The 23,213-nt window shown below is 59.1% G+C and carries 23 protein-coding genes, 1 tRNA gene and 2 pseudogenes; 17 read left to right on the top strand and 9 right to left on the bottom strand.

Features of this window, described 5'->3' with window-relative positions:
• Positions 1-25: 25 nt before the first annotated feature.
• The 4 genes and pseudogenes from EDD75_RS05330 to EDD75_RS11495 all read left to right on the top strand — a co-directional run.
• Entirely contained in the window at positions 26-910 is an 885-nt protein-coding gene (locus EDD75_RS05330; protein WP_170157731.1) for an RHS repeat-associated core domain-containing protein, read from the top strand.
• Positions 911-960: 50 nt separating this feature from the next.
• Positions 961-1,680: a zinc ribbon domain-containing protein gene (locus tag EDD75_RS05325; RefSeq protein WP_123929176.1), complete on the top strand. Its 720-nt coding sequence runs from the start codon at positions 961-963 to the stop codon at positions 1,678-1,680.
• Positions 1,677-2,723 carry an RHS repeat-associated core domain-containing protein gene (locus EDD75_RS05320; RefSeq protein WP_123929173.1) on the top strand — a complete coding sequence of 349 codons (1,047 nt, stop codon included), beginning with the start codon at positions 1,677-1,679 and terminating at the stop codon, positions 2,721-2,723. Before EDD75_RS05325 ends, EDD75_RS05320 begins: the two co-directional genes overlap by 4 nt.
• 384 nt (positions 2,724-3,107) lie before the next feature.
• A pseudogene (locus EDD75_RS11495) lies at positions 3,108-4,340 on the top strand (RHS repeat-associated core domain-containing protein); the annotation flags it as partial.
• A 71-nt stretch (positions 4,341-4,411) separates the two neighbouring features.
• Here the strand turns inward: EDD75_RS11495 and metE are convergent.
• Positions 4,412-6,733 carry a 5-methyltetrahydropteroyltriglutamate--homocysteine S-methyltransferase gene (gene metE, locus EDD75_RS05305; protein ID WP_123929167.1) on the bottom strand — a complete coding sequence of 774 codons (2,322 nt, stop codon included), beginning with the start codon at positions 6,731-6,733 and terminating at the stop codon, positions 4,412-4,414.
• 613 nt (positions 6,734-7,346) lie between these two features.
• Here metE and EDD75_RS05300 point away from each other — a divergent pair.
• Positions 7,347-8,186, top strand: coding sequence for an ABC transporter ATP-binding protein (locus EDD75_RS05300; RefSeq protein WP_123929164.1), 840 nt, complete (start codon positions 7,347-7,349; stop codon positions 8,184-8,186).
• Positions 8,186-8,920 carry an ABC transporter permease gene (locus EDD75_RS05295; RefSeq protein ID WP_245963079.1) on the top strand — a complete coding sequence of 245 codons (735 nt, stop codon included), beginning with the start codon at positions 8,186-8,188 and terminating at the stop codon, positions 8,918-8,920. Before EDD75_RS05300 ends, EDD75_RS05295 begins: the two co-directional genes overlap by 1 nt.
• Before the next feature lie 55 nt (positions 8,921-8,975).
• Here the strand turns inward: EDD75_RS05295 and EDD75_RS05290 are convergent, their stop codons facing one another.
• Positions 8,976-9,182, bottom strand: coding sequence for a response regulator (locus tag EDD75_RS05290; RefSeq protein WP_170157729.1), 207 nt, complete (start codon positions 9,180-9,182; stop codon positions 8,976-8,978).
• Positions 9,183-9,248: 66 nt separating this feature from the next.
• Positions 9,249-10,232, bottom strand: a complete 984-nt coding sequence (locus tag EDD75_RS05285; protein WP_170157728.1) for an HD-GYP domain-containing protein — start codon at positions 10,230-10,232, stop codon at positions 9,249-9,251.
• A 311-nt stretch (positions 10,233-10,543) separates the two neighbouring features.
• Here EDD75_RS05285 and EDD75_RS05280 point away from each other — a divergent pair, with 311 nt between their 5' ends.
• The 4 genes from EDD75_RS05280 (at position 10,544) to EDD75_RS05265 (ending at position 13,661) form a co-directional block, all read left to right on the top strand.
• Entirely contained in the window at positions 10,544-11,248 is a 705-nt protein-coding gene (locus EDD75_RS05280) for a helix-turn-helix domain-containing protein (protein ID WP_123929155.1), read from the top strand.
• A gap of 216 nt (positions 11,249-11,464) precedes the next feature.
• Positions 11,465-12,244 (top strand): YkgJ family cysteine cluster protein, encoded by a 780-nt coding sequence (locus EDD75_RS05275; RefSeq protein WP_170157727.1) that lies wholly within the window; start codon positions 11,465-11,467, stop codon positions 12,242-12,244.
• Entirely contained in the window at positions 12,237-13,262 is a 1,026-nt protein-coding gene (gene queA, locus EDD75_RS05270) for a tRNA preQ1(34) S-adenosylmethionine ribosyltransferase-isomerase QueA (RefSeq protein WP_123929149.1), read from the top strand. The genes EDD75_RS05275 and queA overlap by 8 nt, the downstream gene beginning before the upstream one ends.
• A 15-nt stretch (positions 13,263-13,277) precedes the next feature.
• The gene (locus EDD75_RS05265) at positions 13,278-13,661 is read left to right on the top strand and encodes a hypothetical protein (RefSeq protein WP_123929146.1); all 384 of its coding nucleotides are present in this window, start codon (positions 13,278-13,280) and stop codon (positions 13,659-13,661) included.
• 53 nt (positions 13,662-13,714) lie between these two features.
• Here the strand turns inward: EDD75_RS05265 and EDD75_RS05260 are convergent, their stop codons facing one another.
• The 5 genes and pseudogenes from EDD75_RS05260 to EDD75_RS05245 form a co-directional block, all read right to left on the bottom strand.
• Entirely contained in the window at positions 13,715-14,647 is a 933-nt protein-coding gene (locus EDD75_RS05260) for an L-lactate dehydrogenase (RefSeq protein WP_123929143.1), read from the bottom strand.
• Between the two features lie 72 nt (positions 14,648-14,719).
• Complete coding sequence (locus tag EDD75_RS11575; RefSeq protein WP_425451658.1) at positions 14,720-15,238, bottom strand: methyl-accepting chemotaxis protein; 519 nt, start codon at positions 15,236-15,238, stop codon at positions 14,720-14,722.
• Positions 15,233-15,355, bottom strand: a pseudogene (locus tag EDD75_RS11570) (hypothetical protein); the annotation flags it as partial. The pseudogene EDD75_RS11570 and the gene EDD75_RS11575, both read right to left, overlap by 6 nt.
• 303 nt (positions 15,356-15,658) lie before the next feature.
• The gene (locus tag EDD75_RS05250) at positions 15,659-15,883 is read right to left on the bottom strand and encodes a sulfurtransferase TusA family protein (protein WP_123929136.1); all 225 of its coding nucleotides are present in this window, start codon (positions 15,881-15,883) and stop codon (positions 15,659-15,661) included.
• 67 nt (positions 15,884-15,950) lie between these two features.
• Positions 15,951-17,900, bottom strand: a complete 1,950-nt coding sequence (locus EDD75_RS05245) for a CoB--CoM heterodisulfide reductase iron-sulfur subunit A family protein (RefSeq protein WP_170157726.1) — start codon at positions 17,898-17,900, stop codon at positions 15,951-15,953.
• A gap of 173 nt (positions 17,901-18,073) precedes the next feature.
• Here EDD75_RS05245 and rbr point away from each other — a divergent pair, with 173 nt between their 5' ends.
• Complete coding sequence (gene rbr, locus EDD75_RS05240; RefSeq protein WP_123929130.1) at positions 18,074-18,610, top strand: rubrerythrin; 537 nt, start codon at positions 18,074-18,076, stop codon at positions 18,608-18,610.
• A 40-nt stretch (positions 18,611-18,650) separates the two neighbouring features.
• Here rbr and EDD75_RS05235 read toward each other — a convergent pair whose 3' ends face one another.
• Positions 18,651-19,475, bottom strand: a complete 825-nt coding sequence (locus tag EDD75_RS05235; RefSeq protein WP_123929127.1) for a tRNA (adenine-N1)-methyltransferase — start codon at positions 19,473-19,475, stop codon at positions 18,651-18,653.
• Between the two features lie 183 nt (positions 19,476-19,658).
• On the opposite strand from EDD75_RS05235, the gene EDD75_RS05230 reads away from it, so the two are divergent.
• The 6 genes from EDD75_RS05230 to EDD75_RS05205 all read left to right on the top strand — a co-directional run bounded on the left by EDD75_RS05230 (position 19,659) and on the right by EDD75_RS05205 (position 23,117).
• Positions 19,659-20,048, top strand: coding sequence for a hypothetical protein (locus EDD75_RS05230; protein ID WP_123929124.1), 390 nt, complete (start codon positions 19,659-19,661; stop codon positions 20,046-20,048).
• On the top strand, positions 20,041-20,472 hold the full coding sequence (locus EDD75_RS05225) for an MOSC domain-containing protein (protein ID WP_211328099.1): 432 nt from the start codon (positions 20,041-20,043) through the stop codon (positions 20,470-20,472). The genes EDD75_RS05230 and EDD75_RS05225 overlap by 8 nt, the downstream gene beginning before the upstream one ends.
• Before the next feature lie 24 nt (positions 20,473-20,496).
• On the top strand, positions 20,497-21,264 hold the full coding sequence (locus EDD75_RS05220) for a DUF72 domain-containing protein (RefSeq protein WP_170157725.1): 768 nt from the start codon (positions 20,497-20,499) through the stop codon (positions 21,262-21,264).
• A gap of 37 nt (positions 21,265-21,301) precedes the next feature.
• Positions 21,302-22,621, top strand: a complete 1,320-nt coding sequence (locus tag EDD75_RS05215) for a replication-associated recombination protein A (protein ID WP_123929115.1) — start codon at positions 21,302-21,304, stop codon at positions 22,619-22,621.
• A gap of 67 nt (positions 22,622-22,688) precedes the next feature.
• Positions 22,689-22,782 (top strand) — tRNA-Sec (locus EDD75_RS05210).
• 65 nt (positions 22,783-22,847) lie between these two features.
• Positions 22,848-23,117 (top strand): DUF3243 family protein, encoded by a 270-nt coding sequence (locus EDD75_RS05205; RefSeq protein WP_123929113.1) that lies wholly within the window; start codon positions 22,848-22,850, stop codon positions 23,115-23,117.
• Positions 23,118-23,213: the final 96 nt, after the last annotated feature.

Here is a 23,213-nt window from a genome sequence, read left to right as displayed (position 1 = left end):
CGACGTGAGCCTGGAGGCGCCCGAAGTGCTGCTCACCGCCGACGCTGAAGGCAACTACCGGGCGGCCTACAGCTACGGCCTCGATCTCTTGAGCATCGAGCACCTTGACAACACTCGTCCCAAGGCGCAGGAGCCGCTCTACTACCTCCAGGACGGCCTGGGCAGCGTCAGGCAGTTGGTGACGCCTGCCGGCCGCCCGCGGGCGAAGTACGACTACGACCCCTTCGGCCTGCCGCTGACGGGAGGTAAGCTCCCCGGCGCGAACGCCAACGTGCTTTACAACCCCTACGGCTTCACCGGGGAGCAGCACGACCGGGAGACCGGCTTCATCTACCTGCGGGCGCGGTACTACGACCCGGAGACCGGGCGGTTTATGAGCCGCGACCCGGTGCCGGGGACGGTGTTCAACCCGCTGAGTTTAAACGCGTATCTCTACGTGTTGAATAACCCGGTAAACTTAGTGGACCCGAGCGGAAAGGATTGGTTCAAAGTTGGGTTGGCTATAACAAGCGGCTCTTTCTTAGCGGTAGGTTTAGTAGGTTTAGCAGTTAGTTCACCTGTTATTATTGGTGTAGCAACATTTGCAGGATTTGTCGTAACCGGAGTATCTATGGGTTATACCGAATGGCAGTATAGGCAAGGCAAGATTTCCAAGGCAGAACGTAACACTTCTCTGGCTCTGGGAGGTTTGGGGCTACTTACTGGCGGTGTGGGCCGAGTTGCAAGTGGTATGGTAGGCACTATCGCTAAAGGGCTTTCTGTGGGCATAGGGAAAACTACGGCAACTTATAATTTCGCAAAAGGGTTGGCAGAAGAAATAACCCTGCAGCCCAGAAAGAAAGTTAGACCCAGACCGCCTGTACCTAAACCAGGGCATCCGCCTAAGAAACAGAAGCGAGACGCTGCCTAATTTAACATGGTAAGGTAACTTGTGTAAGATAATTTGAGAGGGTGAACAAAATGGACCCTGTGGTTCTGTGGTTTATAACGGTATTCCTGATTATGGGTTTAGGAATAGTAATCCCGATAGCTATATACCGGCGGCGGCGAATAAAATGCTTTATGCTCAAAATTGCTTCACTCACAGCAGTCGCGATATTTATAATGGCCTTTCCTACCTTTAAGTTACTTTTTCCCGAAGGAATATTTTACTGGGGGAAGCGGTACGGATTTTGGGGACTTCTGGGAGAAGCGGTTGTTTTAGGAATCGGAGGTTTTATTGGAAGTATCGTATATATATGGTCTATCTGGTCTTTTGGTCAATCTTTCGACCTTCCCCGAAAAAATACTGTTTTTAAAACTAAGAACTTTTGGGCGTTATTAACCGCAGAAATGAGCCTGTGGGATGCAAGCTGCGAATCTGAAACAAAAGTAAAAGATAAACCTAAGATAGCAAAAAAAGAGGCGGGCTATAAGCAGTGGATATGGCTTGACTGGTTAGTTTGCTTTCCGTTGCTGATCGGGATAATCCTGGTACTTGTGTTGGTGTGGAATTTTCCTGCGTCAGGAAGCATGATCGTGGCAGTTATTGTAGTTGCCATATATATCACCACCTTGAGGAAATTATGGCGGTCACGCTTCCCTAATCTTTACAGGGAATGGACCTGCTCTGCCTGCCAGGCTTCCGTTCCTCGAGATGCAACAGCCTGCCCAAAATGTGGCGCGCATTTTGAGAATTGAACGGGAAACTCGATCCGGAGCTTCTGCCGCCTGAGGCGGAAGTCACCCGCTACGTCAACGACGTGAGCCTGGACGCGCCCGAAGTGCTGCTCACCGCCGACGGTGAAGGCAACTACCTGGCGGCCTACAGCTACGGCCTCGATCTCCTGAGCGTGGCGCACCTTGACAACACAAGACCCGCTTCCCAGGAGCCGCTCTACTACCTGCAGGACGGCCTGGGCAGCGTGCGGCAGCTTGTCACTCCCGCCGGAAAGCAGCGGGCGAAATACGACTACGACCCCTTCGGCCTGCCGCTGACGGGCGGGAAGCTCCCCGGGGCGAACGAAAACGTGCTCTACAACCCCTACGGCTTCACCGGGGAGCAGCACGACCGGGAGACCGGCTTCATCTACCTGCGGGCAAGGTACTACGACCCGGAAGTCGGGCGGTTCATCTCTAAGGACCCCTTCCCCGGCCTCTTGAGCATGCCGCTGAGCCAGAACGGCTACAGCTACGTCGAGAACAACCCGGTGAACTTCACCGACCCGCTGGGACTGCGGAAGCAGGACTCGAAGGTAACGCCGGGGAAGAATACACGCCCAATTCCGAAAAGAAAGGGTAAAAACTTGCTCGACTCAGAATACCCTTACGGAATCGGGATAGCTCTGGATTACGCCAACATAGGTTCTTATAAGCGATCATCGGTAGAAGCTTCGCTATGGCCCCCTAAATTTAGTGCTACGGGAGAAACAGGCGTACTTATACTGCCTGAATTTAGGAGCAATGGTACCGCAGCCACTAAGTGTTTGGGCATTTCGGGCGAAGCGTGGGCCGGAGCAAGCGGAGATATTGGAGGCATCGGCCTGGGAGGCAAAGCGTACTTGGTTGAAGGAGAAAGAACGTGGGTTATAGGTGCCGGCAGATACAAGATAGAACTCACGGTTAGAGGTACTTTAGGAAGTATTGGTGCTGCTGCGGGGGTAGATATTTCGCGGAGACGTCTTAAATTCGGATACCATGAATGGGTGGGATTAGAAGGAGAATTGCGAATTACACGACGTTAGCGTTTTCATTACAAGGAAAGGAGTATTAATATCAAGCCGTTTAATCCTAAATGGGCGTATCCATGGTTTATATTTAGTTTTTTCGCTCCTGGACTCTTGTTAACTATAAATTACATTTTGATGAGAGAAAAACGGTTAGCCATTAGGCAGCTCATCGAAATGTATTTTGGGGCTTTTATTTTCATAATAATTACGATTTTGATTGAACAAGCTAGCGGGACTGCTATACAAAATTGGCCAAACCTGTATTTCTATGCTTATTATTTGCCAAGCAATTTTCTTATCACCCATTATTTTATCCGGCAACAGTATTTAGTTTATATTAACTACAGGGAAGAGTTTTTCAAGAAAAAAGCAAAATGACAGAAATAACTTAGACTTTAAATTAACGACGACGAAAAGACGGTCCGCTACCGCTACGACCCGTGCGGCCAGCTTATTGAGGCTACTGCTTCCGACGGGGAAAGCTGGACCTACACCTACGACGCCCTGGGCAACCGGGTCGCGGAAACGCGGGTCTCAAAAGACGAGACCCGCACCGTCACCTACCGCTACGACGCGGCCAACCAGTTAATTGGCCGGACCCTGCCCGATGCCGCCTTCGCCTACGACTACGACGCGGCGGGCAACCTGGTCGCGGCGTACAAGGACGGGGAGCTTTTCACCGCCTACGGCTACGACCCGGCGGGGCGGCTGACCGAGGTGCAAAAGAAAAACGGCGCCTGGGCGCTTTACGGCTACGACGGGGACGGCAACCGGCTGCTGAAAGTCACCGCCAACCCGGCGGTGAAGAAGCGGGCGAAAGGAAAGCAGGAAAAGGCCGCTAAGGGTAGAAGGGAGAACCAGGAGCGCGGGCCGCAGAAGCTGGCCGCGAACGGCGGGGTCTTCTTCCCGGCCCCGGTGCCGCTGGCCGAAGCGAAGGGGGGCGGGCCGCCCGCCCACAGCAACGCCGGCGGCAACGGCCAGGGCCAAGGTGGCGGCAACGCCGGCGGTAATTCCGGCGGCGGCCACGGCTGCGGCCGCGACAAGGAGCACACCGACCGAGGGAAGCACTTAGGCTGGTTGAAGGGCAAGCACTTAGGCTGGTACAAGAACGGGAAACTCGAACCGGGCCTCCTGCCGCCTGAGGCGGAAGTCACCCGCTACGTCAACGACGTGAGCCTGGACGCGCCCGAAGTGCTGCTCACTGCCGACGGTGAAGGCAACTACCTGGCGGCCTACAGCTACGGCCTTGATCTCCTGAGCGTCGCGCACCTTGACAACACAAGACCCGCTTCCCAGGAGCCGCTCTACTACCTGCACGACGGCCTCGGCAGCGTGCGGCAGCTTGTCACCCCCGCCGGAAACCAGCGGGCGAAATACGACTACGACCCCTTCGGCCTGCCGCTGACGGGCGGGAAGCTCCCCGGCGCGAACGCCAACGTGCTCTACAACCCCTACGGCTTCACCGGGGAGCAGCACGACCGCGAGACCGGCTTTGTGTACCTGCGGGCAAGGTACTACGACCCGGAAGTCGGGCGGTTTGTCTCTAAGGACCCCTTCCCCGGCCTCTTGAGCATGCCGCTGAGCCAGAACGGCTACAGCTACGTCGAGAACAACCCGGTGAACTTCACCGACCCGCTGGGGCTGCGGAGGCAGGACGCGAAGGTAACGCCGGGGAAGAAGACGGCTGTTAAAAAACCTGCTCCTCAAGAGCCTATTGCACCTTTAGACGGACCGTTTTGTTTTCCGTGCCGTTCTGGGGCGAGCGCGGCGCGCAGCCGCCGGGCGACGGCCACCATCCGCTCCAGCGCTGTTACCGCCTCCTCCTCCCGCCGCGTTTTCAAGCCGCAGTCGGGGTTGACCCAGAGCTGTTCGGCGGCAAAGACCCGGAGCGCCTCCCGGAGGAGGCGCGCCATCGCTTCCTCTTCCGGGGGGTGGGGGCTGTGGACATCAAAGACGCCGAGACCAATGTCCCGCCGGTAACCCGCTTCGCGGAAGGCGGCAAGCACGCCGGCGCCGCTGCGGGCGGCTTCGAGGGAGATAACGTCGGCGTCAAGACCTTCAATGGCGTGGATTATGTCGCCGAACTCGCTGTAACACATATGGGTATGGATCTGCGTTTCGGGGCCGGCACCGGCGGTGGCGAGCCGGAAAGCGGTTACCGCCCAGTAGAGGTAACGTTCACGGTCCCTGGCCCGCAGCGGCAGCCCTTCACGGAAGGCGGGCTCGTCGATCTGGATGGCGGCAATCCCTTCCCTTTCGAGGTCGCGGATCTCGTCCCGGATAACGAGCGCTAACTGGTAGGCGACCTCCTGTTCGCTGAGGTCTTCCCGCACAAAGGACCATTTTAGAAAGGTCACGGGGCCGGTGAGGATCGCCTTGACCGGTTTGCTGGTCAGTGATTGGGCGTAGGTCGTTTCGGCAACCGTCAAAGGCTGGCTCCGCCAGACATCGCCGTAAAGGATGGGCGGTTTGACGCAGCGGGAGCCGTAAGATTGCACCCAGCCGTTAGTGGTGAGGGCGAAGCCGGGGAGCCGGGCAGCAAAGTACTCCACCATATCGCTCCGCTCGAATTCGCCGTGGACAAGAAGGTCGAGCCCCAAGCGCTCCTGAAGGCGAATCCAGGCCGCGATTTTCTCCCGGATGAGGGCTTGGTATTCCTGGCGGCCCAGTTCACCGCGCCGGAAACGCGCTCGCGCCGCGCGCAGGTCGGGAGTCTGGGGAAAGCTGCCGATGGTGGTAGTGGGCAGTGGCGGGAGGCCAAGGCGGCGCTTCTGCAACTCCTTGCGCTCGGAAAACGGCGTGGGGCGCGAGAAATCCTCTTCTTTGAGCGCCGCCACGCGTGCCCGGACGGCCGGGATACGCCGGTGATCCATCGTTTCCAGGGCCCGCAGGGCGCGGTTAGCGGCGCTGATTTCTGCGGCTACGACGCCGGTTCCTTCAGCCAGGGCGCGTTTAAGAAGTCTAAGCTCCGCGAGCCGCTCATCGGCAAAGGCAAGCGCTTCCCGGAGGGCCGGGGGGAGGGAATCCTCCCCGGCGGTGCTGAGCGGCAGGTGCAGGAGGCTGCAGGAGGGCTGCAGCCAGAGCCTTTCGCGCGGAACGAAGGATTGTAGCTTTTCGAGAAGGCGTAAGGCCTCTTCTATGTTCGTCCGCCAGACATTTCGCCCGTCTACAATCCCGGCGCCGAGCACCTTGCCGGGCGGAAAACCGTAATGTTCGAGATTGGCCAAGTTTCCCCGGCGCCCCCGGACGAAATCGAGGCCGATGCCGGCCACCGGTAGGGTGATCAAGTGGGAGAACCAGTTGGCGCTTCCAAAGTAGGTTTGCAGTATGAGCTTTAGGTTTTTGAGGGGCCGGGCGAGCTCCGTATAAGTAGCGGTTAACGCCTTTAACTCGGCCGCGGTTACGTCGCAAACGAGTGCCGGCTCGTCTACCTGGACCCACTCCACCCCCGCCGCTTCCATCTCTTGCAGCATCTGGGCGTAGGGAGGGACCATCGCCTCAAGCGCCCGCTGCCAGTTAGTCACGCGGGAGAGTTTAACGAAGGTGAAGGGCCCTAAGACGACCGGTTTACCGGCGGTACCGAGCCGCCGCTGCGCCCGACGGAAGGCGTCCAGCGGCAGATTCCGGGAGAGCACCGGCTGCGTTTCCGGGTCCCACTCCGGCACCAAGTAGTGGTAGTTGGTATCGAACCACTTCCGCATTGCCAGCGCCGGCGCATCTTCCGTACCGCGGGCCAGCGCGAAGTAAAGGTCGAGGCCGCCGTTTTGTGATAGGGGCTTAAAGCGTGCCGGGATGAGACCAAACATCACGGCCGTATCGAGCACGTGGTCGTAGAGGGAGAAATCCCCCACCGGCAAAAGCTCAATGCCGAGTTTTAATTGCCGGCGCCAGTTGGCTTCCTCTGTCGCTTGGGCGCCATCTATTAGCTCTGCGGTGCTGCATCTTCCCTCCCAGTAAGATTCGAGCAGACGCTTCAGTTCCCGTTGCCGCCCGATGCGGGGGTAACCGAGGTTAGTCACCAGCATCCTTACCGCGCCCCCTTTTTCAAGGAAATTAAGGCTTATAGCGGGTTTCCGCCGTTCGCAGCGGTAAGGTTTCCCTGCCGTAGGGAAGATTTTTCTTTATGGAGAACATTGTAGCACGGGTCTTTAAGGGGGTCAATTTTAGCCGGCAGATTGCGCTTCAAAGGTTTTTAAAGTTCCTTAAGCGGTGTCCAGAAGTTGCGTTAGTGACGCGGCGCGGGCGCTTGCATAGGGATAGTGGGGGTGCAGATTATTTGCCGTTAGCGGCGCAAACCAACCTGCCGTAGCCGCAAATTTGCCGCTCGGGCGCGCCAGTGTTGACGGGTAGCGGGTCACCGGCTTATACTTCGGTTAAAAAGACGGGCCGGAGCCCGTCTGCGGCACTAGGGAACTTAAGCTTTCTGAAACTGCGCCGCACAGTACTTCTGTTTCCTGCACGCGGAAGAGTTAAAGGGGACCACGGAGGTTGCCGAAAGGTTGTCTCTGGTGGTCCTTTTATTATTTCGGTTTGGGAGTGGTCGGCAGGAAGAGATTGCCCGGCTGCAGAAGAAGTAAGAAAGCCCGGGCGACACTTCCCCAGGCGTTTCTTAATCCCTTATTACGGGGAGGTCACAATTTGATCGAAATCAACGGATTAACCAAAGACTTCGGAAGCCTCCGGGCGGTGGACCAGCTTTCTCTCCGGATCGAAAAGGGTGAGATCTTCGGTCTGCTCGGCCCTAACGGGGCCGGGAAGACCACCACCGTCCGGATGCTAACGATGCTCACCCGGCCAACCGCCGGCGAGGCCTATATCGCTGGGTACGAGGTGCAGCGAGACCTGGCGCGGGTGCGCCACGCGATCGGCGTGGTGCCGCAGCACATGAACTTAGATCAGGAGCTTACCGCCCGGGAAAACTTGGAGCTGCACGGGCGCCTGTACAAAATTCCGCGGGCGGAGCGGCAGCGGCGGATCGAGGAGCTCCTATCTTTTGTGGAGCTCGCCGACCGGGCTGATGAGTTCGTGAACCGTTTCTCCGGCGGGATGAAGCGGCGGCTGATGATCGCGCGGGCGCTTTTGCACCGGCCCCAGGTGCTCTTCCTGGACGAACCGACGGTGGGACTTGACCCCCAGACCAGGCGGCGGATGTGGGACTTAGTGCGGCGGATGAACCGGGAGGGCGTCACGGTACTCCTCACCACCCACTACATCGAGGAGGCGGAAGCGCTCTGCCACCGGGTCGGGATTATGGACCGGGGGCGGCTGATCGCGATAGGCACGCCGGCGGCGCTGAAAGAGCAGGTGGGCCGCTTCGTGGTAGAAGGATTCGACGGCGCGGGCGCCACCTACGCCTTCTTCGGCACCCGGGAGGAGGCGGTCGGCTACGCCGGCAGTTTAAGCGAAGCGGTCACCATCCGGGAGGCGACCCTGGAAGACGTATTTGTGAAGTTGACCGGAAGGAAGGTGCGGGACTGATGTTGGATTTCTACACCGTCTTCTGGCGGGAAATGCTTGCCTTTCGGCGGAGCTTCTGGAAGTTCACCGCCACGCGCCTGATAAGCCCTTTTCTGTACCTCGTCGCTTTCGGCTGGGGTCTCGGGCGAAACATTACCGTAAACGGCGGTTCCTACCTCGATTTTGTCGTTCCCGGCATCATTGCGCTCAGCGCGATGACGGTGAGCTTTAACGCCGTGGGGGTTTCGCTCAATATGAGCCGCCTCTACCATAAGACCTTGGAGGAGTACCTCCTGGCCCCGGTCAGCAGTTTCTCCTTCGTTTTGGGTAAGGTACTGGCAGGCACGGTCCGGGGGCTGGTGGCGGCGCTCATTATCCTGGTCCTCGGTTTCCTTTTCGGCGCCCGGCCGGCAGCGGGTTTGGGATTTTTTACCGTTATCTTTCTTACCTGTTTTCTCTTCGCCGCCCTCGGAGTAGTGGCGGCGATGACGGTGCCTTCCCACGAGGATATGTCCAACTTCAGTACCTTCGTCATCCTGCCGATGGCCTTCCTTTGCGGCACCTTCTTCCGGGCGGAGAACCTGCCCCGGGTCGTGGCCGACCTCATCTACTGCCTGCCTCTGACCCACACCAGCTACGCCCTGCGCGCGTTAGCGGCGGGCAAGGGGCTACCGCTCGTCTCCCTCGCTGTTCTCGCTGGTTACGTGGCGGTTTGCCTTGCTGCCGCCGTTTGGACTGTGCGCCGGCTGCGCTGAAGCGTAAACGGCGGCACACCACTTCGGGGACGGTATCGGCCTATGTTCTATCTGTTCAATATCTCGACCGCACCTGCCGCAAAACGTCGGTCCCGCTCATCTGGGGCATATCGGTGAGCAGGACGTCGTATTGCCCGGGCCGATATGGCTTAACTGCTTGCGCGGGGTCGGTGTACCAGTCGCAGGGGTAGCCTGCAGGCGCAAGCGCTGCCTGCAGGCTCTCGAAAATAAGGGTGTCGTCGTCGATCAAAAGAAGCCGCAACGGGTCGTCTCCCCTCGAACTGCCCGGTATTGCCGGTGACCGGGAATTTTCTGCGACGGTGCGCTCCTATCTATTTTGCTGCTCTATGAGCTTCAGCTGCGACGCAATATCCGGCGCCTGTACGACTCTTGTAACCGCCGTTACCACCTGCGGGTCAAACTGGCTACCTGCACACCGCTCAAGCTCTGCCACTGCTTCCGGCAACGAAAGTCCTCGCCTGTACGGACGGTGCGAGAGCATCGCTTCGAAGGCGTCGGTAACACAGACGATCCGGGCGGTGATGGGAATCGCTTCCCCCTTGAGCCCGTCCGGATACCCGGTGCCGTCCCAGCGTTCGTGGTGGTGCCGTATCGCCGTGGCCACTCCTTCCAGTCCGGGAATCTGCGCCAGGAGGGTGGCTCCTACCACCGGGTGCTGCTTGACCAGCGTCCATTCTTCGCGACTTAACCTCTGGGGCTTGAAGAGAATAGCGTCCGGTATGGCTACCTTTCCCATGTCGTGCAGCAGCCCTGCAAGATAGGCTTCCGCCTGCTGTTGCGGTGTTAGACGAAGTTCCTCGGTTGTACGAAGAGCTAACTGAGCAGCCGTGACCGAGTGGTGCGCGGTGTAGGCGTCGCGCTCGTGAAGGAGGCGGCTGAACGCGCTTACGAAGCCGTTGAAAATTACCGCGCTAAACTCTATCCGTGCCTGGAGAAAGTGAAGTAGACCCACCAGACCGCCATATGTAACCGCACCGACGGCAAAATGGATTACTCCTGCCGGGCTCAGGTGGTAATGGCCTGCAGTTTCGACCAGGGCTGCGAATAGCCCTACGGCGAGTCCGAAGAGCGGGTGGCCGAGCGCTGCGGCGGACACGGGCAGATAATAAAGGAAGTGAACCACATAATGGTATTCCGGATTCGCCGCCATACTATCTAACAGAACAACGGATGCGAAAAGGACGACGGTGAAAGCGCCGTACCAATAAGGAGAAAGCAACAACAGGCGGCCGAACGAGTAGGGCTTGAGGCGGGAAACAAATAAAGGTGTGAAGAAGTACAGCGCGGCCACAACTTTGTCGCCTTCTTTTGATTCCCCTCGTTGGGATATTCGGAGAAGCTGTTTAATCATGGGAATCCCCTCCCAGGCCACTCACCTGCCGGTGTCAGATGTGTGGTAAAATACCTTCGACGAGGTGTTTTGGGACACCGAATTTTGGCGTAAAATCGCGAAGGCCACAACAATGAAACATCTGTTTATGACTCCAATAACTGTATCGGCTTGTGCTAAATAAGAGTTTAATCTTAAAGTTGATTTTGAGCAAGAATGTAAACAGGAGTTTAACTTATCGGAAAATTTAATCACTACGTGGAGAGAAGAAGATGCCTTCCTTTGGCCGGAGACTTAAACAGGCCTTGAAAGAAGCCGGGCTGACCCAGAAGGAAGCCGCAAGAACCGTCGGGGTTACGGAACAGGCGATGTCAAACTATGTCTCCGGGCGGATTCCGGAGGCCAGGATTCTTTACCGCCTAGCCCGGTTGTGTGGCCGGCCCATGGAATGGTTTCTGGCCGACGAAGAGAACGAGGTAGAACCGGAGGCCCCGTTCGCGGCTATCGGAGGGCGAATTGGGAGGGCGATGGTCTGGGTCGGCCTCACCGAAACAGAGGTTGCGCGCTCCCTCGGGGTATCTGAGGCTGAAGTAAAAGCAATGCTCGAAGGCCGCCAGCTTGAGCTCCCGGCGATCCCGAAGCTGTGCTGCCTCTTGCGGGTGACCCCGGAGTGGCTGCTCTCCGGGGAGGGCGAAGGCCCTCCGGATTGGTCGGATCTGGCTGCCGCCCGCGAGGAGTTCCTGAGGATTCTGACCCGGATTATTGTGGCTGTTGCCGCCTCCCCTCCGGAAAAACTACGGCAGGTTGCCACAGATGAACTCCCAGCGGAAAACCTGCTGCCGGAAGACCTCGACCTCGATCGTTTCTTTGCCTGTATAGAAAAGTTGCTACGGGCCCAGAAAAGCTCCTTTGCAACCTCAGTGCACCTGCCTCCCGAACGGCACCGGGGGAGAAAAAGAGGCGGCGATGACCCGTAAATCCCGAAAAATCAGGTCCCCGAGTAGTGACCCCGGTTATGATTGCTAACTGCGTAAGGGGTTGGCTCCGGTGGTGCCGAATTAGTGGTAGTGGAAAGTCAGATCAGGGGCCGGCAAGTAATTGTGCGGTCTGGGGTGGCGTGTGCGGAGCGCTTGACCGTCCGGGCTCAGTGTTATAAGCTTTTGGCAAGTAAGATGCGAGGTGGTGGCCCCAAATTGGCGGGTTCAGGAAAATACCAGCTTCTTGCCCCCGGTGACACTTTCCCTTTCACCTGCAAGCCCGAATGCTGGGGGCGGTGTTGCGCCGCGACCACAATCCGGGTTGACCCCTGGGACCTCTTGCGGATCGCGCGGGGGGTTGGGGTCGCTACCGGCGAGCTCCTCAAGGTCTGCACGTTTTACAGGGGCGAGAAACACCCCTTACCCGTAGTCTGCCTTGTACGGCGGGGGCGCTGCCCTTTCCTGTCCGGGGATGGCCGGTGCCTGATTTACCGCTGCCGGCCGCGGGTCTGCCGCGCCTTTCCTGTGGGGGAGATTGTGGAGATCGGGGATGATGGGCGACTCGAGCGGGGCTACCTGCTCATGCACGCCGCGTCTTGTCAAGGTTTTGACCCGAAAGCGCCGCGCTACCGGCCCGCAGAGTGGCTGGCCCGGGAAGGGGTCGCGCCGGAGGATATGGCGCAGACGGAGCAGTTCCTGCGCTTTCTCCGGGAGGCGAAGGAGAGGCTCGCCTGGTCGGCATGGCTTGATGAAACAGGAGCCTGGACCGTTTTGCGCCTGCTCTACGACCCTGACGGCTGGCGCGAGCGGTGCGGGGTTGGCCCGGCAGTTTCCGACGCGCTCTTCTGGGAGAGGAGCCTGAAAGCCGCCTGGTGGTTTTTGGCCCAGCGGGCTGCGCACCAGGACATAGACGCGGCGCGAATAGGCGAAATTTTGCGCGGGGAGATGGAAGCACCTTTCCCGTGGGAGGGAAGCGGGTCCGAAGACTTTGCTTAAACCGAGCGATTTTGATTACGAACTACCGCCCGAACTCATTGCGCAGGAGCCGCTGCCCCAGCGGGACGCATCCCGCCTGTTGGTAGTCCACCGGGACCGGGAGGACTTTGAGCACCGGGTTTTCCGGGAAATCGTGGCGTATCTTGTTCCCGGGGACCTCTTGGTGGTAAACGAGACGAAGGTGCTGCCCGTGCGGCTTCACGGGGTAAAAGAGACGGGGGGCAGGGTGGAGGTGCTGCTTCTTCGTGCGGTGGGGCAGGACCTGTGGGAGGCGCTGGTGCGGCCCGGACGGCGGGTGCCTCCGGGGACCCGGCTTGTTTTCGGCGGTGGGTGGCTTACCGGCGAAGTGGTTGCGCGCACCGAGACGGGTGGGCGCTTCATTCGTTTTCACTACGCGGGCTCCTTCGAGGAGGTATTGCGGCGGGTCGGGGAGGTGCCGCTCCCGCCGTACATCAAGCAGAAGCTTTCGGCTCCCGAACGTTACCAGACGGTTTACGCCCGGGAGGCTGGTTCCGCTGCGGCGCCGACGGCAGGTTTTCACTTCACCCCGGAGCTGCTCGCGACGCTTCGGGCAATGGGGGTTGGGGTGGTGCCGGTGGTGCTCCACATCGGGCTTGATACCTTCCGGCCGGTGCGGGAAGAGAACATTGCGGCCCACCGGATGCACCGGGAGGAATACTTTGTGCCGGAGGCGACGGCAACGGCTGTAAACCAGGCGAAGGCGGAAGGACGCCGCGTTATTGCTGTGGGCACCACGGTTGTGCGCTGCCTCGAGACGGTTGCGGGTGAAGGTAGCAGGGTGAGGGCAGGAGCCGGGATGACGGATCTTTTCATCTATCCGGGCTACCGGTTCAAAGTAGTTGATGCCCTCATCACTAACTTTCACCTCCCGCGCTCCACGCTGTTGATGCTGGTGGCGGCCTTTGCCGGACGCGAGAAGATTCTGCGGGCTTACCGGGAAGCGGTCCGCCTGCGCTACCGTTTTTGCAGTTTCGGGGACGCGATGCTGATACTTTAGGCGGAGGGAAGGCCTTTGGCGCTGCGTATCTACCGGACAAAAATCACCGCCGCGGAGCTCAGCCGCGCGATTGTCCTCTGGTTCCGCCGCCGCGATTTTGAAACCCAGTGCTTAGCCGACGGTTCAACTTTCCTGGTGCAGGCGAAAAAGGGAGGAACGCTGGCGAAAGTGGCGGGGATGTCTTACGCTTTGACGGTGCGGCTTAAACAACAGGAGGGTGGGGTAGAGGTGGAAACCGGGGCGGGCAAGTGGCTGGATAAGGCGGCGGCCGGAGCCGTTGGCTGGCTTGCCTTTTTCCCCCTCGCCGTGACCGCGGGTATTGGTTTTTACCACCAGGGCAAGTTAGCGGAGGAGCTCCTCAACTTTCTGGAATATTACGTGGCTGGGGCAGGGGACTGACCGAACCGCAGGCAAAAGCGCAAAGGTAACGTTTTCCGACTTAATCTATAGGCCTACCGGTAGCCGAGGCGCTCCTGGGCCGCTTTCAGGATGGCAGCAGAGTGGCGGAGTGCCGCGAGTTCTTCCGCTACAAGCGGCAGCTCAAGGGCGATACCCCTACCGTTTTTCCCTACCACCGTGGGCAAGCTAAAACTCAGGTCGTTAAACCCGTATTGGCCAGCAAGCAGGCCAGAGACGGTTAGGACGCTCTTCTGGTCTTTCAGGATCGCCTCGCAGATCCGCCGGATTCCCAGTCCGATCGCGTAATAAGTCGCGCCTTTTCGCTCAATAATCCGGTAGGCGGCTTGGCGAACGGCCGTCGTTACCACTTCCCGGTCGGGGGGCGCGATTCCTTTTTGGTGGCAAAATTCGTCGAGAGGAATTCCCGCAACGCGCACGCGGGACCAGAGCGGCACCGCGCTATCGCCGTGCTCACCGATTACGTAGGCGTGAATGTTGCGGGCGTCTACCCCCGTGTAGGTGCTCAAAGCATACCGGAAACGGGCGCTGTCGAGGATTGTACCGCTGCCAAGAACCCGGGAGGGCTCAAGCCCGGTGATTTTTACGGCGGCGTAAGTGAGGAGATCAACCGGGTTCGAGACGATTAAGAGCAGCCCGCCCCGCCAGTAGGGCATCAGCTGCGCGAGAACGTCGCGCAGGACCGCGTGGTTCTTCTCCGCCAAGGCGAGGCGGCTTTCCCCGGGGCGCTGACCCGCGCCGGCAGCGAAGATGACCAGATCGGCGTTTTGGCAGTCGGCGTAGTCACCGGCGAAAACGCGGGTGGGGGTCGTAAAGGCGGTGCTGTCGCCGAGGTCAAGCGCTTCCCCTTCGGCCCGCGGGCGGTTGATATCGATGAGGACAATTTCTTCCACTATGTTGCTCGCGATGATGGCGTAGGCAGTGGTGGCCCCAACCGAACCGGCGCCAATGACGGCGATGGTCGCCACAAAAAGCCCCCTTCTCTCCAGATTACCGAGCTTATTTTTCCATCAGGGCGGAACAGTTATACAATGCGACCCCTAAGTATTCAGCTCCCTGAAGATGTTTTCTACCGCCCTGGTAATCTCGAAAAACATCCGGTGGGACTGGTTTATGAGCGAGCTTCCCTCCTCAATATCTTTGGCCCCCCGGTTTACCGCTTCAACGGCTTTCCTGGTATCGGTCAGGACCTGCTGGACGATCTTAGAGATTTCCTGGGCCTGCGTGGTGGATGATTGGGCCAGTTTGCGGACCTCGTCGGCTACAATCGTAAACCCTCTCCCGCTTTCGCCGGCCCGGGCCGCTTCGATTGCCGCGTTGAGCGACAGGAGGTTGGTCTGGTCTGCTATTTTGGTCATCACGTTTGCTATTTCGCTGATTTCGCTCGACCATTTTTCGAGTCCTTGCATGCTCTTGGTCGCGTGCTCGATTGATGCCTGCACCGACGCCATTTTGCTTAGCGTGTTTTCCATCACTTCTTTGCCTTTTTGGGCGACGGTGATCGCCTTATCCGCCGAACCGGAGGCGTTCACCACCCGCCCCCGCAGGTGGTGCACCATTTCCATAAACGCTTTACCGAGGTGGTCATCCTCCGAACGGAGCCTGATGTCCACGGTCAGGTCGCCGGCAGCGATTTTCGCGGCGGAAGCTGCCAGCTCTTCAAGCGAAGCGATCATTTCGTTTGTTAGCACCCCGAGCTGGTCGAGTAGGTCGTCACCTGTTTTTTCGTTTGCCCGAACGGTAAGGTCGCCGCGGCTGAGGCGCTGGAGCACGGCGAAATAATCGCTTAAACCCATCGCCACCCGCATCGACCCTTCGTGCAACGCCTCGTTAACCTTCTTAAGCTCGGCTACCTCGGCTTCGAGTTCCTTAACCTTTGCTTCGAGGGCACTCTGAGTTTTCTTCCGTAGAAGTTTCATGCTTGGGCTCTCCCTTAACTCAGCCGTTTCCGGTGACGGGTTGTAGCGAGCCCGCGCTCGCTACATCTTTATCTGGCAGCGCATCTTGCCGCCGCCTTCGTTCCGGATCCAGAGAAGCGGCTTCTTCATCCTTTCGCACCACTGGCGGATGTCCTTCTCGAAGGTGGGGCAATCGGCAACGACTTCGAGGATGTCGCCTGGTTTAAGCGTAGCCGCCTTAGCGGTGACTTTAAGAATGGGCTGAGGGCACTTGAGACCCAGAGCATCGAGAGTTTCGGTAGCCATATCTTATTCCTCCTCTTTAAAGTTTTGGAGATAGAGCTTTGGCGCTGCCGTCTTTTGTGGTATAGCCTTACCCAACCAGCGCCTCGATCTCCGCATATATTTCTTCGGTGGTGAAGTGCCTGCTCTTTAGCGCGCGGCTGGGGCAAGCCGCCGCGCACGTGCCGCAGCCTTTGCATAGGGCCTGGTTAACCGCGGCCACCTTCCGCTCGCCATCCCAACCGAGCGCCCCGTAAGGACAGAGGGCGATGCAGATGCCGCAGCCGCCGCAGCGTTCAGGGTCGACCGTTACCGTCGTGGCTTCGAGTTCGAGCTTCTTGCCCGGAACGAGGGCGGCCAGGATCGCTCCCGCCGCCGCGGCACCCTGAGCGACGGACTCCTCGATGTTTTTCGGTCCCTGGGCGCAACCGGCGATATACACCCCTTCGGTGGTCGTAGCTACAGGCCCAAGCTTGGTATGGCTCTCGCTGAGGAACCCCCCCTTTCCTTGCGGCAGAGATAGCACGCTGGCGATTGCGGCCGTTCCTTGCGACGCCACCATCGCGGGGCAGAGGACGACCATCTCGGTTAAGAGTTTGTTTTTGGTTCCGGACGGATCTTGGTAAGTGATAGCGATTTGGTCACGTTCCCGCTTCACTTTTATGGTCTGCGGGGATAAAACCCGGAGGGCGCAGGTCTTGCCTTTGAAGGTGTCGAAGAGGGTGTGGTTGTTTTTCCCCGGGAGACACCAGTCAGTGTAGAGATGAAAGACGCTCGCTTTCGGAAGTTTCTTTTTGATGAGGTGATTGAACTTTGTGGCGTAAAGGCAACATACTGCGGAGCAGTAAGCGTGCTCCTTTTTGTTGCGGCTCCCTACGCAGTGAATGATGGCCACGGATTTCGGTTTCTTGCCGTTTTGCCGGATAATTTTGCCCTCTGTCGGACCGGTTGCGGCGAGTAGGCGCTCAAATTCAAGGCTGGTAAAGACGTCCGGGATCTTGCCGTAGCCGTAGGCCGGGAGGGCGGTCGGGTCGCAGAGGTCAAAACCGGTGGCTACAACTATTGCCCCTACGTTCCGCTCAACGGTCAACTCCCGGTCGTCATAATCAATCGCGCCAAAGGGGCAGACCTCCTGGCAGCGGGTGCACTCTTCCCCTCTGAACCGCAGGCAGTTCTGCCGGTCAATTACCGGAACGTTGGGAAGGGTTCCGGCGAAGGGTGTAAAAATCGCCCTGCGGTTGTTGAGGCCGAAGTTGAACTCGTTTTTGGCGCTAACGGGACACGCTTCAAAACAGGCGCCGCAGCCGATGCATTTATCTGCGGCCACGTAGCGCGGGTGTTTTCTAATTTTTACGGTGAAGTTACCGATGAACCCGAGGACTTCCTGAACCTCGCTTAGGGTGAAGAGCTCGATGTTTTCGTGGTGGAGCACTTCGTCCATCTTGGGTTCTAACATGCAGGTGGCGCATTCGAGATTGGGGAAAACCTCTTCGTAAAGAACTGCTTTGCCACCGATGAAAGGGTTTTTCTCTACCAGGTAAACTTTCCGTCCGGCCCGGGCAAGCATTAACGCCGCCTCCATTCCCGCCGGGCCGGCGCCGATGACGAGGGCGTTAGGGTTGCACTCGATTTCCTGTTTGGGTAGCGGTTCGTGGAGGGGGATCCTCTGTAGGGCGGCCTTGAGATATGACTTAGCCTTCGCCGTAGCCTCATCCGGGTCGGCGGTGACCCACGCTACCTGCTCGCGGATGTTCGCCATTTGTAAGAGATACGGGTTGAGCCCGTTTGCGGCGAGGACCTTGCGGAAGGTATGCTCGTGTTCTTTGGGGGAACAGGCGGCGATCACGATCCGGTCCGGTTGCTCCTTTTGGATGTCCTCACTAAGGAAGGCTTTCCCTTCTTCGGAGCAGAGCAGGCTGTGGACTTTGGCGTAGGCGACCCCTGGGAACTGCGTGGCGAAGCGCGCTACTTCTTCCACGTCAACGACATCGGAAATATTCGTTACGCAACTGCAGATGTAGACCCCGATCCTTCCGGTCATAGACTTGCCCCCCATCCTGACCCGTAAGTAGCTTGCTTGTTCTTTATTTCGGATATCGATGGAGGGACTTTACATGTGCCGGTAAAATATCCCCGGCAGATAAGGTTGAGTGAGGAAGATTTATGGTAAAATGTTGGGAAAGGCAGCTTTAACTTCGGAAAGGGGATGAGGTTATGAAAGACTTGAAAGGGACTCGGACCGAGAAGAACCTCTGGGCCGCTTTTGCCGGCGAATCGCAGGCGCGCAACAAGTACACCTATTTCGCTAGTCAGGCGCGCAAAGAGGGCTACGAGCAAATCGCGGCGGTTTTCCAGGAGACGGCGGACAACGAGAAGGAGCACGCCAAGCGCATCCTGAAATTCTTGCAGGGCATCGGGACGACGGCGGAAAATCTCCAAGCCGCGGCCGAAGGCGAAAACTACGAATGGACGGCGATGTATCCCGAGTTTGCGCGGGTGGCGGAGGAAGAAGGTTTTCCGGAGATCGCGGCTGTGCTCCGGAAGATTGCGGCGGCAGAGCAGCACCACGAGGCGCGTTTCCGAGCGCTCCGCCGCAACCTCGAAGAGGGTAAGGTTTTCAAACGCGAGGGGGCGGTGTGCTGGAAGTGCCGCAACTGCGGCTACATCCACGAAGGACCGGAGGCGCCGGCGGTCTGTCCGGCCTGCGCGCACCCGCAGGCGTATTTTGAGCTGCTCTGCGAGAATTATTAAGTATAGTCTTAGCGGCTAAGCGCGCCGGGTGCCCGCTGCGCTACAGGCTTTCCGTACCGGGAGGCTCTTCCGGGCAGACGGACAGCGTTTGGGGCGCGCTTAGCTTCCGGGCGAAGGTGAGGAAGCCGGTGTGCCCCACCATCCGGTGGTGCGGGCGCACGCTGCGCCCGGCGATATGCCAGTCACGCACCAAGACCTCGATGGTTTCTACCAGTGCGTAGTTGCCGGTGCCCTTGAGGGCGTTAACAAAAGCGTCTGCTTGGGTGATCGAGGGCACGTAGGCCGAGACGATGCCGCCCGGGGCGAGGGACTTCTGGAGAGTTTCTATAACCCGCCACGGTTCCGGGACGTCGAGGAGCACGCGGTCGAAGCCCTCTTCTTCGATAGGTTGGTAAATGTCGCCGCGCTTTAAGGTTAGCTGCGGCGTTGCGCCGAGGAACTCCCGGAGGTTCTGGGCGGCGTGGTCGAGCATATCCTGGCGGACGTCGTAGGCAACAATCGCGCCGCCGGCTCCTATCTGGCGCGCCACCGCTAGGAGCAGGGCCCCGCTGCCGACGCCTCCTATGAGGACCTTGGCGCCGGGGAAAATATCCGCCCAGAGCAGGATGATACCGGTGTCTTTGGGGTAGATGATACCGCTGATGCGCGGCATGTTCATCGTGAAATCGGTCAGCGTCGGGTAGAAAACGTAAAACTTTGCCCCGCGGGAAGAGGTAACGACGGCGCCGGGCGCCGCGCCGATAACCGTATCGTGGACCACGTACCCCCGGTGGGAGTGAAATCTCCCGCCCGGGACGAGCCGTTGCAAGTAGGCCCGGCCTTCCTGGTCGATAAAGGCAACCAGCTCTCCTGCTTGAAAAGTCATGTTTCACCCCGGTTAGGTTAAATTTAGGATAAAGTTTACCATAAAGCACCCCGTAAAGCCAGCAGGCGGGTTCCAAAAGAAAAGAAGGCTCTTTTAAAGGTCTTGGCCGGGACGCCTTGCCCGGGGGTGAGGCAACGACTTATAATTGAAGGGAAAACCGAAAAATTTTACAGGAGGACGCCTATGTACTATCCTTTGTTTGATGTCTGCCCGGTGCCGGCGCTTAAACCCAATATCATTTCCCTGCTCCAGGACCGCGAACTTGCTCCCGGTGAAGAGATTACCCTAGGAGAGTTCCGGAGCCAACCGCTGGTTGTGGCCTTCAGAGCAAAAAGCAACGGGCGCTTTATCCTTTTTCTCGAAGAGCACCGCGACGGGGAGTGGGTAATAGCCGATAAAAGCGCTTGTTACGAGGGGGTTACCGTCTGGCAGTGCCTCTTGAAGAACCCGGTTTTCCGGCTCCGCGTTAAAAACCCGCCGCAGCGTCCCGTAACGCTAAGCCTGGATATGAATCTTTTCGAACTGCTGCCTAGAGAAGAGAATGAGCAAAGCGCGGGTGGAAAGAGTGAATGAGGGTCAGGTAGTGGCCGTTTGTATTAGCCGCGAACGGGGCACGGCCAAGGAGAATGTGGGTGAGGGCTTCTTCGAGGAGAATTACGGCCTGCGTGGTGACGCCCATGCGGGGACGTCCCGGCAGGTGAGCCTGCTGATGGAGGAAAGCGTTCTCCGGGTGGCCCAGGAAACAGGAGTTCCGGCGCAGGCCGGGGATTTTGCGGAGAATATCCTTACCCGCGGCATTGACCTCCGGGGACTGCGGCCCGGCGACCGGCTGCAAGTAGGGGAGGGTGTTCTGGAAGTGGTCCAGATCGGGAAGGAAGTCAAGCCCCATCACTATTCCTTCCACGGGCTGCGGCTACTCCCAAGTGAAGGGGTTTTTGGCCGGGTGGTGCGGGGTGGCCGGGTCCGGGCGGGTGACCCGGTGCGGGTCTTGCCGTGAACCAACGCGGGGCGAATGGCTTCCATGGCGGGGCGGCAGGCTATTGCGTGGATAGGCACGAGCGGTTACAGCTACCCGCACTGGCGGGGGACTTTTTACCCGCCGGAGCTGCCTGCCCGCGAGCAGTTACGTTTTTACGCCACGGTTTTTAACACCGTCGAACTTAACGTCACGTTTTACCGCCTTCCCCGGGAAAGCACCCTGAAAACCTGGTACCAGATTTCACCGCCTGGTTTTTCTTTTACCTTAAAGGGAAGCCGTCTCATTACCCACCAGAAGCGGTTAAGCGATGTGGCCGCGACGGTGGCCCTTTTTTTTACCCGCGCGGCGCTGCTCGGGGAAAAATTAGGCGTAGTTCTCTGGCAGCTACCGCCCGGGATGCGCGCCGACCGGAAGCGCCTGGAAGAGTTTTGCGGGTTGCTGCAGGAAAACCCGGTGGCGAAGACGACCCGTCACGCTTTCGAGTTTCGCCACCCAACGTGGTTTGCCCCCGAAATTTACGATGTTCTGCGCGCTTACGGGTACGCCCTCTGTACCGCTGACGCGCCGCGCTGGCCCTGCGTCGAGGCGATCACGACCAATTTCGCTTACTATCGCTTTCACGGGCACGAGCGCCTTTACGCTTCTTCCTACCCACGGGAGGTGCTGGCGGTCTGGGCGGAAAAGATGGCGGCACACCTCGCTGCGGGCCGGGACGTTTACGCCTACTTCAACAACGACGCCGGCAGTTATGCCGTGGCTAACGCGCGAGAGCTTAAAGAGCTGCTGGCCGGTATGCTTTTACGGCGATAGGATTACCTGGTCCGTCTACCAAGAAAGGGAGTCGCCAATGTTAGGGGATGGCAACCTGAAAGAAGAACTGGCAACGCAACCCCTTGCGGCCCGTTTTAGGCCCCGGACCCTGAAGGAATTCGTCGGGCAGCGCCACCTGCTCGCCGAAGGAAAGCTCCTTTACCGGGCGATAAAAGCCGGGCGGCTGGGCTCGGCCATTTTTTACGGGCCGCCGGGTACCGGCAAGACGGCGCTGGCTGAGATCGCCGCCCGAACGAGCGGCAGTCCTTTTGTGCGCTTAAACGCGGCGCTTACTACGGTGAAGGAGCTGCGGGAGGTGGCCGCGCGGGCCCAGCGGGAGGGGCGACCGGTGGTCTTGTGCCTCGACGAGATTCACCACCTGAACAAGCTCCAGCAGGACGCGCTGCTCCCCTTCGTCGAGGATGGCATCATTACCCTTATTGGCACCACTACCGAGAATCCCTACTTTGAGATTGTGGGGGCGCTCCGCTCCCGCGCTAAGATCTTCCGGTTTGAGCCGCTGACTGCTGAGGACCTCCGGATAATCCTGACCCGGGCGCTGGCGGATCCGGAGCGGGGGCTGGGGATGTATGCCGTGAGACTATTGCCTGAGGCGCTGGACCACTTGGCTAATGCTGCGGCCGGGGACGCCCGGGCGGCGCTCGGGGCGCTGGAGGTGGCGGTTCTGACCACCCCGCCGGGGCCAGACGGGGTCATCACCATCGATCTGCCGGCGGCGGCGGAGTGCATCCGCCAGCGGGCGCTGCAGTACGACAAGGCGGGCGATACGCACTACGATGTCGCTTCGGCCTTCATCAAGTCGATCCGGGGAAGTGATCCGGACGCGGCGCTGCACTACTTAGCCCGGATGGTGGCTGCCGGGGAAGATGTGAAGTTTATTGCGCGGCGGCTGGTCATCAGCGCCGCCGAAGATGTGGGCCTCGCCGACCCGCGGGCGTTACTGGTTGCCCAAGCGGCGGCGGACGCGGTGCAGTTCGTCGGGCTGCCGGAGGCGCGGATCATTTTGGCCGAAGCGGTGATCTACCTATCTCTAGCCCCGAAAAGTAACGCGGCCTACCGGGCGGTTGAGCAGGCGCTGGCGGACGTGGCGCAGAAAGAAACCGGCCCGGTGCCGCCGCACCTGCGGGACGCCAGTTACCGTGGCGCCAAATCCTTCGGCCACGGCGCCGGCTACAAGTACCCCCACGACTACCCCGGCGGTTTCGTCGCGCAGGACTACCTGCCGGCGGGGTTGCGCGGCACTATTTACTATGAACCTACGGACCGGGGCGCCGAGGCGGTTTTAAGGGAGCGACTGGAAAAACTGCGCCGGCTGCGGGAGGGGAAGAAAGGGTAGCTGGCTTTGGCGCTTATTGCCCGGGCGGGTTTGACAGGTTTTCGCTTTTTTCGCTATAATCGAGGGTGGGGGTGGACGGGTCCTGGTGGGCCTCCTGGTCTTCAAAACCAGCTGACGGGCCAAAAGTCCGTGGTGGGTTCGATTCCCACGCACTCCCGCCAGAGCGCGAATAAAAATTACCTTCACCGGGAAAACTCACCTTAAAAGGTGAGGAGGTGAAGGTTCTATGGAACGGATGGAGCACGGGGAGCGGATGGCCCTAGAGAATTTCCCCAAAGAGCTGGCGGCCAAGATAAGGGAAGGCAAGGCCGCAGGGCTTTCCGACGAGCAGCTTGTGGACGGGATTATTAATTTAGGTGACGTGCTGGCCAAGTTTGTGAAGCCCGATTCGCCGGAGGAGGCGCTGCTTAAGGAGATGTGGCGCATGGCTACGCCCGCGGAGAAGCGGACGATGGCGAGTTTGGTGCTGCGGCTCGGCTCAAAGGTGGTTCATTAAGTTTTAAAGGTTTTGATGTAAAATTAGGCGGGGCCCGCCGGGGGTAAAAGCGGCGGGCCCCGTTTTTGCGCGGCGTCAGGGTAGGAAACAACGAGC

This window comes from Thermodesulfitimonas autotrophica, assembly GCF_003815015.1.
In the GTDB taxonomy this organism is placed as follows: Bacteria; Bacillota; Desulfotomaculia; order Desulfotomaculales; family Ammonificaceae; genus Thermodesulfitimonas; species Thermodesulfitimonas autotrophica.
Note: the sequence above shows the minus strand (reverse complement) of the source record. Positions and strands in the feature narration are given on the sequence as shown.

What these genes read in the sequence shown, in the direction of transcription:
- EDD75_RS05325 (WP_123929176.1), top strand. Translation starts at nt 961, where the DNA reads ATGGACCCTGTGGTTCTGTGGTTTATAACGGTATTCCTGATTATGGGT.
- metE (WP_123929167.1), bottom strand. Translation starts at nt 6,733, where the DNA reads ATGCTGGTGACTAACCTCGGTTACCCCCGCATCGGGCGGCAACGGGAA.
- EDD75_RS05295 (WP_245963079.1), top strand. Translation starts at nt 8,186, where the DNA reads ATGTTGGATTTCTACACCGTCTTCTGGCGGGAAATGCTTGCCTTTCGG.
- EDD75_RS05280 (WP_123929155.1), top strand. Translation starts at nt 10,544, where the DNA reads ATGCCTTCCTTTGGCCGGAGACTTAAACAGGCCTTGAAAGAAGCCGGG.
- EDD75_RS11575 (WP_425451658.1), bottom strand. Translation starts at nt 15,238, where the DNA reads ATGGTGCACCACCTGCGGGGGCGGGTGGTGAACGCCTCCGGTTCGGCG.
- EDD75_RS05250 (WP_123929136.1), bottom strand. Translation starts at nt 15,883, where the DNA reads ATGGCTACCGAAACTCTCGATGCTCTGGGTCTCAAGTGCCCTCAGCCC.
- EDD75_RS05245 (WP_170157726.1), bottom strand. Translation starts at nt 17,900, where the DNA reads ATGACCGGAAGGATCGGGGTCTACATCTGCAGTTGCGTAACGAATATT.
- rbr (WP_123929130.1), top strand. Translation starts at nt 18,074, where the DNA reads ATGAAAGACTTGAAAGGGACTCGGACCGAGAAGAACCTCTGGGCCGCT.
- EDD75_RS05235 (WP_123929127.1), bottom strand. Translation starts at nt 19,475, where the DNA reads ATGACTTTTCAAGCAGGAGAGCTGGTTGCCTTTATCGACCAGGAAGGC.
- EDD75_RS05230 (WP_123929124.1), top strand. Translation starts at nt 19,659, where the DNA reads ATGTACTATCCTTTGTTTGATGTCTGCCCGGTGCCGGCGCTTAAACCC.
- EDD75_RS05220 (WP_170157725.1), top strand. Translation starts at nt 20,497, where the DNA reads ATGGCGGGGCGGCAGGCTATTGCGTGGATAGGCACGAGCGGTTACAGC.
- EDD75_RS05215 (WP_123929115.1), top strand. Translation starts at nt 21,302, where the DNA reads ATGTTAGGGGATGGCAACCTGAAAGAAGAACTGGCAACGCAACCCCTT.
- EDD75_RS05205 (WP_123929113.1), top strand. Translation starts at nt 22,848, where the DNA reads ATGGAACGGATGGAGCACGGGGAGCGGATGGCCCTAGAGAATTTCCCC.